The organism is Nonomuraea sp. NPDC050451 (genome assembly GCF_044458585.1).
Genome location: NZ_JBITHZ010000001.1, coordinates 983928 through 996348, shown reverse-complemented (window position 1 = coordinate 996348; position 12421 = coordinate 983928). Strand labels below are relative to the sequence as shown.

Annotated in this window: 11 protein-coding genes and 1 pseudogene; 3 read left to right on the top strand and 9 right to left on the bottom strand. The window is 73.6% G+C overall.

Going from position 1 to position 12421, the window contains the following annotated elements:
* Positions 1–27 precede the first annotated feature (27 nt).
* A pseudogene (locus ACIBI9_RS04600) lies at positions 28–819 on the top strand (glycosyl hydrolase); the annotation flags it as partial.
* A gap of 209 nt (positions 820–1028) precedes the next feature.
* Here the strand turns inward: ACIBI9_RS04600 and ACIBI9_RS04595 are convergent.
* From ACIBI9_RS04595 to ACIBI9_RS04560, 8 genes are read right to left on the bottom strand one after another with little or no spacing between them, the layout of a single operon-like run.
* Entirely contained in the window at positions 1029–2228 is a 1200-nt protein-coding gene (locus ACIBI9_RS04595) for a glycosyltransferase (RefSeq protein WP_397220532.1), read from the bottom strand.
* Entirely contained in the window at positions 2219–3349 is a 1131-nt protein-coding gene (locus ACIBI9_RS04590) for a GNAT family N-acetyltransferase (RefSeq protein ID WP_397220531.1), read from the bottom strand. Before ACIBI9_RS04590 ends, ACIBI9_RS04595 begins: the two co-directional genes overlap by 10 nt.
* A complete protein-coding gene (locus tag ACIBI9_RS04585) occupies positions 3346–3915 on the bottom strand; it encodes a hypothetical protein (RefSeq protein ID WP_397220530.1) in 570 nt (189 codons plus the stop codon). The genes ACIBI9_RS04590 and ACIBI9_RS04585 overlap by 4 nt, the downstream gene beginning before the upstream one ends.
* Positions 3916–3917: 2 nt before the next feature.
* A complete protein-coding gene (locus tag ACIBI9_RS04580) occupies positions 3918–5012 on the bottom strand; it encodes a glycosyltransferase (protein ID WP_397220529.1) in 1095 nt (364 codons plus the stop codon).
* Positions 5009–5701 (bottom strand): polysaccharide deacetylase family protein, encoded by a 693-nt coding sequence (locus ACIBI9_RS04575; protein WP_397220528.1) that lies wholly within the window; start codon positions 5699–5701, stop codon positions 5009–5011. Before ACIBI9_RS04575 ends, ACIBI9_RS04580 begins: the two co-directional genes overlap by 4 nt.
* A complete protein-coding gene (locus ACIBI9_RS04570; RefSeq protein ID WP_397220527.1) occupies positions 5698–7224 on the bottom strand; it encodes a lipid II flippase MurJ in 1527 nt (508 codons plus the stop codon). The genes ACIBI9_RS04575 and ACIBI9_RS04570 overlap by 4 nt, the downstream gene beginning before the upstream one ends.
* On the bottom strand, positions 7221–8549 hold the full coding sequence (locus tag ACIBI9_RS04565; RefSeq protein WP_397220526.1) for an O-antigen ligase family protein: 1329 nt from the start codon (positions 8547–8549) through the stop codon (positions 7221–7223). The genes ACIBI9_RS04570 and ACIBI9_RS04565 overlap by 4 nt, the downstream gene beginning before the upstream one ends.
* Positions 8550–8551: 2 nt before the next feature.
* Positions 8552–9787, bottom strand: a complete 1236-nt coding sequence (locus ACIBI9_RS04560; RefSeq protein ID WP_397220525.1) for a sugar transferase — start codon at positions 9785–9787, stop codon at positions 8552–8554.
* Between the two features lie 500 nt (positions 9788–10287).
* Between ACIBI9_RS04560 and ACIBI9_RS04555 the strand changes: the two genes are divergently transcribed.
* Both ACIBI9_RS04555 and ACIBI9_RS04550 read left to right on the top strand, forming a co-directional pair.
* On the top strand, positions 10288–10617 hold the full coding sequence (locus tag ACIBI9_RS04555) for a YciI family protein (protein ID WP_397220524.1): 330 nt from the start codon (positions 10288–10290) through the stop codon (positions 10615–10617).
* A complete protein-coding gene (locus tag ACIBI9_RS04550; protein WP_397220523.1) occupies positions 10614–11948 on the top strand; it encodes an RNA polymerase sigma factor in 1335 nt (444 codons plus the stop codon). Before ACIBI9_RS04555 ends, ACIBI9_RS04550 begins: the two co-directional genes overlap by 4 nt.
* Positions 11949–11997: 49 nt before the next feature.
* On the opposite strand, the gene ACIBI9_RS04545 is transcribed toward ACIBI9_RS04550, so the two are convergent.
* The gene (locus ACIBI9_RS04545; protein WP_397220522.1) at positions 11998–12393 is read right to left on the bottom strand and encodes a hypothetical protein; all 396 of its coding nucleotides are present in this window, start codon (positions 12391–12393) and stop codon (positions 11998–12000) included.
* Between the last annotated feature and the right edge of the window lie 28 nt (positions 12394–12421).

Here is a 12421-nt window from a genome sequence, read left to right as displayed (position 1 = left end):
ACAAGCGCCGGGACAGTGCAATCGAGCATGTTCCTTCTCCTTCGCGAAAGCTATAAATCAGGCAAATCGCGAGTCGGATATCCGGATTGCCGAAACATGGGGTATGGAGAAGGAAGGAGAGGCAAGAATCGGGGATGTGCGTTCGTGGCAGGAAAGAGATATCTGTACTTTTCGCTCGCGATAATCACGGGTGCGGCGGTGGCATCGGTGGGCCTGGGCACGCCGACGCCCACCCCGTCCACCGGCCCCGCGGCGCTGGGCGTCTTCCTCGCCTCCGACGCGCGCGGCACTCAGCTCCTGACGGGCTTCGAGGCGTGGCTGGGGCTCAAGGTGGCGGTCGGGCGCACCTATCTCCCCGGCGAGCGCTGGAAGTCCGTCGAGGGGGGCGACTCCGAGATCCTCGACACCTGGACGCGCTGGCGGGCCGCCGAGCCGGGCCGCGTCCTGGCGCTGAACGTGCCGATGATCACTCCGAACGAGTCCAAGATGTCCGACCGCGTCGTGGCGCGGCGGCTGGCGAGGGGAGCGCACGGCGCCCACGACGGCCGCTTCAGGAAACTCGCCGGGAAGCTGGTCTCCTCCGGCGCCGCCGACACGATCATCGTGCTCGGCTGGGAGATGAACGGCACCACCTACTCCAGCAGGTGCGGACCCGACCCGGAGACGTGGAAGCAGTACTGGCGGCGCATCGTCACGACCATGCGCGAGACGCCCGGCCAGCGGTTCCGCTTCGACTTCGCCCCCAGCCGCGGGCAGGACGCGATCCCCTGGACGCAGTGCTACCCGGGTGACGACGTGGTCGACATCATCGGCATGGACAGCTACGACCAGGGGCCCGGGCGCGAGTTCGCGGACTACGTCGACCAGCCGTACGGCCTGCGGGCCCACGCCGACTTCGCCGCGCAGCACGGCAAGCCCATCTCGTTCCCCGAGTGGGGCCTGTTCGGCAACGGCGACCGTCCCGCCTTCGTCGAGGGGATGCTCGACTGGATCAGCACTCACAACGTGGTCTATCACTCGATCTCCGATTACTGTCCCCACGGCGTCTGGCAGTGTTCGTCGAACCCCGGCTCGTCGGAGGCCTTCCGCAGGCGGCTGCTGGAGCACGCCTCCCCCTCCATCACGCCCAGCGTGTGCGCGGCGAGCCCGTCCAGCGCGCCGTCCACGCCGAACCCGGCCGCCAGCGTGGCGGCCGCCACCCCCTCGGCGCCGGCCAGCGCGGGTTGCCCGAGCCTGACCAGCAGCGCCTCGGCCAGCCCCGCGCCGTCCTCTGGCTGAACGAGCGCGCCGACTCCCCCGGTCACCACCTCGGTGAGCCCGGGCACCGCGCAGGCGACCACGGGCCTGCCCGTGGCCAGGGCCTCCAGCGCGGTGAGCGGCAGGCCTTCCCAGCGCGAGGGCAGCACCACCACGTCGGCGGCGGCGTACCAGGGCCGGGGGTCGGCCACGCCGCCGGCGAAGTGAACGCCGGGCACGGCCCGCGACCGCAGCGTGTGGAGCAGCGGGCCGTCGCCGACGATGGCCAGCCGGGCCCGCCCGTCGCGTGCGGCGACGCGCTGCCAGGCCGACAGCAGCAGGTCCTGGCCCTTCTGGCGGGTGACCCTGCCCACGCAGACCGCCAGCGGCGTGTCCTCGGCGATGCCGTGGCGGGCGCGCGCCTCGGCCCGCTCCCTCGGCCCGGCGGGCCTGAAGCGGCGCAGGTCCACGCCGTTGCGCACCACCACGAGGTCGCCGGCCACGCCGTGCCGTCTGGCCAGCGCCGCCTCGCCCTCCCCCACGCAGATCACCCGGTCGGCCCAGCGCGCGGCCAGCCGTTCCCAGGTCAGCGCCGCGGTGGCGACGGCGCCCCGGGCGGCCAGCCAGGACCAGCCGTGCGGCTGGAAGAGCGTGGGCACCCGGCCCCTGAGCGCGGCCCTGCCCGCCAGCCCGGCCTTGGACGAGTGCAGGTGCACCGCGTCGGGGCCGAACTCGCGGACGATCCGCCGCAACCGGGCCGCCTGGACGACGTCGCCGAGCCCGGGCGCGCGGCCGGCGGTCCAGTCCAGCCGGGGCACGCCCAGCCGGTCCAGCTCGCCGGCCAGCGGGCCGGCGAGTAGATCAGGCGGTGGGCAGGCGACCGCGACCCGCCAGCCCCGCCGTGCCTGGTCGGCGGCGGCCATGGCCACGTACGCCCCCACGCCGCCGTCCACCGGCTGCGTGACGTGCAGGACGCCCGGCGTCAGCGCCATGCCGAGATCCTCCGCGCCAGGCGCGGGCAGCGCCTCTTCAGCAGCTCCCCGCCCGCCCTGCGCATGCCCGCCATCGCGGCGTAGGCGGCCGCGCGGGTGCCGCGCCCGAGCAGCACCCGCTGGTTGACCACCGCTTCGGCCTCCCACCTGGCCTTGTGCGGCTCGGCGCCCCGCAGCATGCTGAGCACGGGCTTGCCCAGCCGGTGCGTCAACGCCAGGTTGGTACGCAGCAGCATCGTGATCAGGTCGGCCCGGGCCCGCAGGTCCGGGTGGACCCCGTACAGGTAGCCGCCCACGAAGTCCTTGCCGATCAACGAGAAGTCGCAGGCCAGCAGCCGCCCGTCCACCCGGTACTCCCACAGCGCCGCGTGGTTCTCCGCCACCAGCGCCTGCGCGGCCCCGGCCAGATGGTCGAGGAAGCGCGGCTGCGTGTGCTGGGCGTTGATCGCCCGGCTCTGCCACTGCATGGTGTGCAATCGCAGCAGCTCGGCCATCGCCGCCCTGACCCGGTCCGCCTCGACCGAGGTCACCGACACGTTCAGCGCATCGAGCTTGCGCAGCGCGGCTCGCACATGCTGGGCCCTGCGGCTCTGGAGCCCGGCGAGGACCTGTTCGATGGGTTGTCCGGGCAGCTGGAGGCAGGTGGAGGCGGGCAGGGTCCAGGCTCTGCCGTCCCAGATCTCCGCCAGACGGCGGATCGCCGCGCCGGGCCGCGCCTCGGGCAGGTCGATGACGTCCCAGCCCGGCTGGGCGAGCAGTCCGGCGCGCAGCTCGCGCAGGCCCGCGTCGCCTTCGGAGTCGTCCACCACGATGTCGGTGAAGTCGGACTGCGCTCCCCCGACGGGGGTCAGCACCCGCCAGCCGAACCGGTGCTCAAGCCTGAGCGGCGCCGCCGCGACCAGGCGTCCGTCCCGGTGCGCCAGGAACACCCGCAGCCGCCCCGGGGTGCCGTAGACCCGCCACCAGGAGCTGAGCCAGGCGTACGACTGGAACGGCGTGGCGGCCGAGCTGCGCGCGTACAGATCCGCCCATTCCGCCGACAACGCGGCCAGCTCCGCGCCCTCCTTGACGACCCGCAGCGTGAGCCCCGCGCGCGAGGTCCCCGGCCGGGCGGCCCTCACGCCGGCGCTCCGGTCAGCGCCGCCGGTTCCGGCCGCGCCTGGGGGCGGGCCTGCGGCGCGGCCAGCCGTACGAGGCCGGCCGCCAGGGCCGCCCCGCAGGCGCCGATGGCCACGCTGAGCAGCGGCAGCGGGGACGAGGGGCGGAGCGGAGGCACCGCGGTGGCGAAGGGGACCAGCCGTACGCGGGTGTCGGCGGTATGGGCGTTGGCGTACGCGACCAGCCCGGCGGCGGCCCGGTTGACGCGGTCGGCGGCCTCCCGCGCGCCGGTCGCCACGGAGGTGAGCCGCACCAGCGGGGCGTCGGGCGAGGCCGCCGCCCGCAGGCTGTCCGGCTCGTCCGCGGCGCCGATGAGGAATCCGGGATGACTGGAGATCCGGGCATAGGCGGCGGCGAAGCCGGCCGCCTGCGCCGGGTCGCCGCCGGCCACCACGACGTAGGCCTCGGCGGCGTAGACGGCCTCGCGGGCCAGCACGTAGACGGCCCCGCCCAGCGCCCCGAGCGCCAGGGACAGCGGAAGCCACCATCGCACGAGCAGGCCCGTGATGCGGACCCAGGTCCATGTCATCGTCACTCCTCGGTGGGTGCGGCGCCCAGCAGGCGCAGGTAGAGCCGCTCCAGCTGGTCCGCCTGGCGGCGGACGTCGTAGAGCCGGACGGCTTCGGGCGGAGGCAGCCTGAGTGGCGGGCGGGCGGCGAGCCCGGACAGCTCCACGGCGAGCCGGTCCGGCGGGACGCGTCGTGCTCCCGGGGCCGAGCCGGGCGGCAGGTCCTCGACGGCCGGGCAGGTGTCGTACAGGACGGGCAGGCCGGACGCGAGCGCCTCGACGACGGCCACGCCGAACGTCTCCTCCACCGAGGGCGCGGCCAGCACGTCCATCGCCGACATCAGGGCCCCCACGTCGGGCGACTCTCCCGCGAAGATCACCCTGTGCTCGACCCCGGCCTCGCGGGCCAGCTCCCGCAGCCGCGGCTCGCAGGAGCCGGAGCCGACCAGGAGCAGGACCGCGTGTTCGAGCGGCGGCAGCGCCCCGATCAGCGCGTCGAAGCGCTTGCTCGGCTCCAGGCGGCCGACGCCGCCGATCACGAACGCGTTCTCGGGCAGGCCGAGCCGCTCCCGGGTGCTCCGGCGCAGGGCGGCGTCGAAGCCGAACGCCGCGCCGTCGACGCCGTTCGGGACCACCACGATGCGCGAGCGGGGGACGCCCCATCTCGACAGCCGGTCGGCCACGGTGGGCGAGACGGCCACGGTCAGGTGCCCGAGCAGCTCGCTGGCCAGGTACAGCGCCCTGATCGAGCGGGTCAGGCGGCGTCCCTCGACGTGCTCGCGCCCGATCGAATGCTCGGTCGCCACGATCGCCGGCACGTTCGCCAGCCACGCCGCCAGCCTGCCGTACACGCAGGCGCGGTACAGATGGGTGTGCACCACGTCGTAGCGGCGCCCGCGCATGAGCCGGGCCAGCCGGCCGACGGCGCGCAGGTCCCTGTTTCCGCGCATGCCGACGTGGTGGACGGGCACGCCGGAGCGCTCGATGGCGTCCGCGACCACCCCGTGCCCGGTGAGCACCGCCACCTCGCACCGGGCCCGCAGGTACGGCAGCAGGGACCGCAGCTGCTGCTCCGCGCCGCCCGCGGCCAGGCCGGTGATGACGTGCAGGACCTTCACCAGCCCCACCGGACCCGGTGACGCGCCCGCTTGGCGTGCAGCCGCAGCGCGCCGTCCCGCTCGCCCACGTACGTGCGCGGCAGCGCGTGCGTCCCGGTGAGCTCGGACTTCCAGATGGCGCAGGCGTAGGAGTAGCCCGCCTCGCGGACGGCGTCCAGCTCGCGGGCGTTGACGTGCCCGTACGGGTAGCAGAACCCGTTCACCTGGCGGCCCAGCAGGTCCTCCAGCGCCGCCTTGCTGCCGGCCACCTCCTGGTGGAGCTCGTCGTCGCGCAGCCCGGACAGCGAGTAGTGACCGGCCGAGTGCGAGCCGATCTCCATGCCCTGCCGCGCGGCCCAGCGCAGGCCCTCGGCGTCCATGAGCCGCTTGCGCGGGGAGCCGGCGTCCCAGGCGTTGTGCTCGCCGATCAGGCCGGTGACCACGAAGACCGTGGCCGTGAACCCGTGTTTGCGCAGGACGGGCACGACCTCGCTGAGGAAGTCGCCGTACCCGTCGTCGAAGGTGAGCCCGACCAGGCCGCGCGTGCTGCGGGCGCGCGTGAGCTCCAGCATCGAGACCCCGGACAGGCCGCGCCGGGCGAGCCAGCGCATCTGCCGGGCGAAGCGGTCGGGCGAGACCGTGACGTGAAGCGGGTCGCTGTCGTATTTGTCCACGGAGTGGTACATGAGCACCAGCGGCATCGCGGTCATGAGCGACCTCGCATCCTGATCAATTGGGTGATCTTGGTGGTGTTGGTGAGCGTGGCCGTGGCTCCCGAGAGGGCCGCGACGACACAGAAGGTGACGGCGATCGCGGCGCCGGTCGACGCCAGGGCGATCGGCGGCGGCAGTCCCGCCAGCAGCGTCCGCGTGCCCCAGCCCGCGCCGGTGGCGGCCGCGGCGGCCAGCAGCAGGCCGCCGAGCGGGGCCGGCGCCATGTGGACGGGCAGGGCGACGCCCTGTCTCCGCAGTCCCGCGAGCAGCAGGGCGGCGGTCAGCGTGATCCCGGCCGCGTTCGCCGCGGCGATCCCCGTCACGCCCCACTCGGGGCGGGCCAGCACGACCGTCGCGGCCAGCCCCGCGCCCATGGCGAGGGCCGGATACCAGGACGCGCGGGCGCCGCAGAAGTAGACGCGGCAGGCGACCCCGACCACGGCCTGGCCGAGCAGCCCCAGCGCGTACACCCGCATGATCTGCGCGGTGGCGGCGGTGTCGGCCTCGGTGAACGCGCCGTACTGCAGCAGGAGGGCCACGACGTCCGGAGCGCAGACGAGCAGCGCCGCGGTGGCGAGCAGCACGATCGCCGAGGCGGAGACCAGGTCGTCGGCGAGCCTGCGCCGCGCCCGCGCGGTCTCGCCCGCGGCGAGGGCGCGGGCGAGCTGCGGGAAGCTCACCGTCGCCACGATCAGCGACAGGACCATCGGCACCTGGGCGATCTTCTGCGCGTAGTTGAGGTGCGAGATCGATCCTTCGGCCAGATTCGAGCCCACGAACCTCTCGACGAAGACCTGGCTCTGGCGGGCGAGCGTGAAGACCGCGATCGGCAGGAAGGCGCTGATCGGCAGCGGCACGCCGCGCGTGGGCCGCAGGGGCGCCCCGAAGCGCCGGACGAACGCCGGGACCTGGGCCAGCACCATGCCCGCCCCGCCCGCGGCCACCCCGATCGCCGCCGCGTACGCGCCCTGGTCGCGCAGGGCCCACACGCAGGTGACGATCCCCAGGTTGTAGGCCACGTAGATGGCGGCCGGCGGCGCGAACGCCTGGTGCGCCCGCAACGCCGCGCTCAAATACCCCGCCAGCCCGAACGTCAGGATCGTCACCGAGGCCACGCGCATGCAGTCCACGGCGAGGTCGGGCCGCCGGATCCCGGGGGCGAGCACGCCGACCAGCCACGGCGCGCCCGCGGCGGTCAGCGCGGTCAGCGCGGCCAGCCCGAGACACAGGTACGGCAGCGTCGACGACACCAGGGCCCTCAGGTCGTCGCCCGCCTCCATGGCCCGGCTGAACAGCGGGACCAGCACGAACGCCATCGCCCCTTCGATCAGCAGGGGCGCGGCGGTCTCCGGGATCGTCCAGGCGACGAGGAAGGCGTCGGTGCCGGCGTCGGCGCCGAAGAACCGGCCCATCAGCAGGTCGCGGACGAAGCCGAGCAGCGAGCCCAGACCGGTCAGCAGGGCGGTGACGCCGACGGCCCGAGCGATGGGCGAGGTGGCCTGTGATGTGGACGGGGTCATCGTGCCACGCCCAGCGCGACCGGAGCCCCGCCCGCCGTGGCCGGCGGCCGGGCGACGAGCGACAGGACCAGCCCCAGGACGACGGACGTGACCACGGTCGAAGGCCCGCCGATGTCGCCGTAGAGGAAGTCGATGCCCTGCCAGGCCAGCAGCCCGGCCGCGGCCGGCACGGCCGCCCGCACGGCCCACCAGGCCATGGACCCGAAGCACGCGCACATCGCGGCGAGCCCGAGCAGGCCCTGCTCGCTGAGCGTCAGCAGGTACATGTTGTGCGGGGAGAGCAGCGGCAGGCGCTGGAAGCCGTTCACCGGGTCGTCGGTGTCGCTGCCGGAGGACAGCTCGATCGGCGCGTAGGCGTCGCGCAGCTCCGCGAACCTGCGCGGCCCGGCGCCGGTCAGCGGATGATCCAGCCAGATCCTCGTGGCGGTGAGCCACAGGCTGTAGCGGTCGCTCACGGACTGGTCGGGCTGGGAGACGGCGGAGGTGATGGAGGCCAGCCGCCGTCCCAGCAGGTCCGAGCCCGCGCCCGGACCGAGGGCCAGCACGGTCGCCGCCACGGCGCCGAGCAGGATCACCCTGGCCGCCAGCGCCCGGCTGTGCACGAAGAGCACGACCAGCGACGCGCCCAGCAGGGCGAGCCACGCGCCGCGGCTGAGCGACAGGGCGAGCGGCACGCAGAGCAGGGCGGCGCCTCCGAGCGCGGCGGCCCGGCGCCCGCCCCGCCAGGCCAGGCCGGCCGCCAGCAGGATGATCGCGCCGTAGCTGACCACGCTCGCCATGCCCATGACGTCGAGCGCGCCGAAGGTGCCGACCGCCCGTACCCGCTCCCCCGCGTACGACGCGCCGGTGCCGGTGAGCGCCTGGACGCAGCCGACCAGGCCCTGCAGCGCGGCCGCCCCGACGAGCGCCCCGCCCACGATCAGGGTGTCCGTACGGTCCCGGACCGCCACCAGGACCGCCAGCGGGACCAGCACGAACACCTGGAGGTACCTGACGTAGCCCGGCAGGCTCGCCAGGACGTCGGGAGAGGCCAGCATCGCGATCCCGGCCGCGCCCGCGACGGGAGCGAGCACCAGGGCCCGCGCGGGCACCACGGCGGAGACGACCGCCAGGGCGCGGACGGGCGGCACGGCACGGCCGGGCAGCGGGCGCGTCGGCCGGCTCGCCAGCACGAGGGCCGCCGCGATGGCGACCAGCAGGAGCGAGGCCAGGTCGGCGGCCGTCACCTGGACGCCCGAGGACAGGTCCTGGCGGCCCGCCGGAAGGCAGGTCAGGAGCACGGTGGCGGCGGCCGCCAGACTGGGCCGCCGGCAGAGGGCGCGCATGTCTAGCCCCCGCCCGGCCGGAGCAGGGACCAGACCGTCTGCAGCATGATCTTGAGATCGGCTCGCAGGGTCCATCCGTCGATGTAGTGGTTGTCGAACCGGGCGCGATCCTCGATCGAGGTGTCACCGCGCAGCCCGTGGATCTGGGCCCAGCCGGTGATGCCGACCGGCATCCGGTGGCGCAGGCCGTAGCCCGGGATCGTCCGGGAGAACTTCTTGACGAAGTGCGGGCGTTCGGGCCGCGGGCCGACGATGCTCATGTCCCCTTTGAGAACGTTCCAGAGCTGGGGAAGCTCGTCGAAGGAGGCCTTGCGCAGCAGCCTGCCCACCGGCCCGATCCGGCTGTCGTGGGCGATGCTCCACAGGGTCTCGGACTCGTGCGTGTCCGCGGGCTTCAGCGTCCGGAGCTTGATCAGTTCGAGCGGCTCGCCCCGGTAGCCCACGCGCCGCTGCCGGAACAGCACCCCGGGGCCGGTCTCCACCCGGATCAGCACCGCGCAGACCGCGAGGATCGGCGCGCTGACGAGGAGGCCGGTCAGTGCGACCGCGATGTCCAGTGCCCGCTTCAGCGGCCAGGACAGGCCGCGCTGCGCCTCCGGGCGCATCCGCACGAGCGGGAAGCTGCGTACGTGCTCGCGCAGCGTCACGAAGTCGATGATGAGCTCGCCCAGGTCGGGTGCGAGGTAGACGTCGCAGCCGAGCGACCTCGCCGTTCTCGCGATCGACTGCTGGCCCTGCCCGGCGATGACCACCGCGCGCACCCCGTGGGCCTGGACGACGCGGACGACGTCTCCGGGCCCGCCGAGCACGGGGACGCACGGGTCCTCGCCCGGCGTCTCGTCCAGGAAGCCCAGCGGGAGCAGGCCGTACTCGGGGTAGGCGAGCAGGTCCCGCGCCAGCCGATGACCGTGCGCCCCCGCGCCGACCACCAGGGCGGGCACGGCCCTTCCGCGCCGGCGTGCCCTGCGGATCAGGAAGTAAAGGACGCTTCTGCCGCACACGGCGAGAAAGGTGAAGAGCAGCGCGACCAGGACGACCACGATGAGCGACGCGGTCTCCCGGAAAGCGGCGAGCGCGCCCACGAATCCCGCCCCGGCGAGCCAGAAGCCCCGGTCCAGACTGGACGGCAGGACGCGCGGCGCGTACACGCGGCCGAGGCCGCCGACCGCGACGACCAGGATTCCCGCAAGCACGATGCGCGGCACCGCCTGACCGGCGTTGGCCGCGGCGAACGCCATGCACATCAGATCGATACAGATCAGGCCAAGTGGTTGGACAGCCTTCCAGAGCCTTGACCTCTGCTGCCTTCCCCACCGCCTGACCCAGCGGTGGCCCCCAACGCTAACAGCCACTACTTCTCCGGAAATAAGCTAGTTTGACTGGATCGACCTCGAAATAGTCGATCTAATCCCCCCAAAAAGCTAATAGTCTCCCTTCGGGCAATTTGCAGCACCATATTTGCGTAGCAAGGTTTTTCCTACGGAATACGCGAACAATCGCCCAACGAAGCCTTGAGCGTAGCCGTGCGCCACGCGGAAATCGAGAACGTCGCGGGCTGGAATCCCTTGTTGTCGCGCAAGATTTCATTGGTCCTGCGTTGGCGATATGGAGGTGGTTACCGGGTTTAGGGTCGGCTTTGGGTAGAGAGTCCGGATTGAGAGGGATGCTCCGGGTGGTGTCCGGATCCGGGGAGCCCGTTCGTCATGCTGGTGACAGCACGACACGCAAGGAGCGATCGATGAAGTACATGATGTTCGTCTGCACCGACGCCGAACCGGACACGGGCTCGACCGGCAGCGAGGACATCGACAAGTGGGTGGCCGACAATGACAGCCGGGGCCGGCGGCTGGACGGCGACGTGCTGGGGCCGGTGTCGGCCGCCACGACGGTCCGCGTCCGCAACGGCGAGCTGCTGGTCTCCGACGGGCCGTTCGCCGAGACCCGGGAGGTGATCGTGGGCTACGACATCCTCGAGTGCGCCCATCTCGACGAGGCGATCGAGGTGGCGCGGGCGCACCCGATGGCCCGGTACGGGCGGCTTGAGCTGCGTCCGTTCGCCGGCCAGTGACGACGCGACGCGCAGCGCGGCCCCCCGCGGCGGCAGAGCCCGCCGCGGGGACCGGCGCGGAGCCCACCGGCGGGACCGGCGCGGAGGCCATCGCAGGGACCGGCGCAGGAGACGGGGCCGGGACCGTCGCGGAGGCCGTCGCGGCGGTCGGCGCCGACGCCTACACCCGGATCGTCGCCACCCTGATCCGCGTCACCGGCGACTGGACGCTCGCCGAGGACAGCGCCCAGGAGGCGCTCGCGCAGGCCCTGGAGAGGTGGCCGCGGGACGGCGTGCCGGACAACCCCGGCGGCTGGCTCATGACCGTGGCCCGCAACCGCGCCACCGACGTGCTGCGCCGCGCGTCCGTCGAGCGCCGCAAGCTGCACGAGCTGGCGGAGCTCACGCTCACCGCCCCGGCCATGGACGACCCGGAGGAGGAGGTCGTGGACGACCGCCTGCGGCTGATCTTCACCTGCTGCCACCCCGCGCTGGCCCTGGAGTCACGGGTGGCGCTCACGCTGAGGACCGTCTGCGGGGTGCCGACCCCCGACATCGCGCGGGCGTTCCTGGTCTCCCACGCGACCATGACCCGGCGGCTGACCCGGGCCAAGACGAAGATCGCGGACGCGCGGATCCCGTACCTCGTCCCGAGCGGCCCGGCGCTGGCCGAGCGCCTGCCCGGCGTGCTGGCGGTCCTGTACGTGCTCTTCACCCGCGGCTACGACCCCGACGGCGAGCCCGGCTTCGCCGACGAGGCGGTCCGGCTGGCACGCCTGCTCCACCGGCTGCTCCCGGACCAGTCCGAGGTCGCCGGCCTGCTGGCGCTGTTCCTGTTCCAGCACTCCCGGCGCGAGGCCCGCCGCGACGGCCGGGGCGACCTGCTCACGCTGGACAAGCAGGACCGCGCCCGCTGGGACCGCGCGGCGATCCGCGAAGGGCTGGAGACGCTGGCGGCGGCGCCGGCCGACGGCCCCTACGTCCTGCAGGCGCGCATCGCCGCCTGTCACGCGACCGCGCCTGACTCCGACGCGACGGACTGGCAGGCCATCGCCCGCTGGTACGACGAGCTCGTGGCGCTCCACCCCTCACCGGTGATCGCCCTCAATCGCGCTGTGGCCCACGGCTACGCGCACGGCCCGGCGGCCGGGCTGGCCCTGATCGACCAGGTGCTCGCCACCGGCGCGCTGAAGGACTATCCGCTGGCCGTCGCCGCGCAGGCCGACCTCACGGCCCGCCTCGGTCACCGCGACCACGCCGCCGCGCTGTTCCGCCAGGCGGCCGACCTCCTCGCCCCCGGAGCCGAACGGCGCGCCCTCCTGGACCGCGCCGACGGCCTCACCGCCGGTTAGCGGCGCGCCCGGGGTCGCCCGGGAGCGGGACCACCGGCCGCGCCGACCGTCACATGTAGTCCTTCTTGAGCAGGCGATCGAGCTTGATGCCCACGTCGAGCAGCTCCGACCGGATGGCGTTGAACTCCTGCGCGATCTCGGCCCGGACGCTCGCGAACTCGTCGGCGATCTGCGTCGGGATGTAGTCCTCGCCGTCCCCGGGGAGCACGGCGAGGTGGGCGTTGATCTCCCGCCGGATGCCCGCGATCTCGACGTCGACGGCCGCGAACTGCTCGATCGTCTCGGTGCGGGCCATCGCCGTCTCGGCCTTCATTGCGGCGAGCTGGGTCTCCAGGCGCTTGGCGCGGTCGTTGATCTCACGGAGCAGCTCCAGCTCCCCGCCGCCCCCCGGCGTGGCGTCGCCGAGCCGGTCGCACGCCTCGAGCCCGTCGACACGGAGCTTCAAGTCGCGAATCTCCGCCTGTACGTCCACG

Bases quoted from the DNA above. Each gene is read 5' to 3' on its own strand.
- ACIBI9_RS04595 (WP_397220532.1), bottom strand. From the start codon at position 2,228: ATGGCGCTGACGCCGGGCGTCCTGCACGTCACGCAGCCGGTGGACGGC.
- ACIBI9_RS04570 (WP_397220527.1), bottom strand. From the start codon at position 7,224: ATGACCCCGTCCACATCACAGGCCACCTCGCCCATCGCTCGGGCCGTC.
- ACIBI9_RS04565 (WP_397220526.1), bottom strand. From the start codon at position 8,549: ATGCGCGCCCTCTGCCGGCGGCCCAGTCTGGCGGCCGCCGCCACCGTG.
- ACIBI9_RS04555 (WP_397220524.1), top strand. From the start codon at position 10,288: ATGAAGTACATGATGTTCGTCTGCACCGACGCCGAACCGGACACGGGC.
- ACIBI9_RS04585 (WP_397220530.1), bottom strand. From the start codon at position 3,915: ATGACATGGACCTGGGTCCGCATCACGGGCCTGCTCGTGCGATGGTGG.
- ACIBI9_RS04560 (WP_397220525.1), bottom strand. From the start codon at position 9,787: ATGGCGTTCGCCGCGGCCAACGCCGGTCAGGCGGTGCCGCGCATCGTG.
- ACIBI9_RS04575 (WP_397220528.1), bottom strand. From the start codon at position 5,701: ATGACCGCGATGCCGCTGGTGCTCATGTACCACTCCGTGGACAAATAC.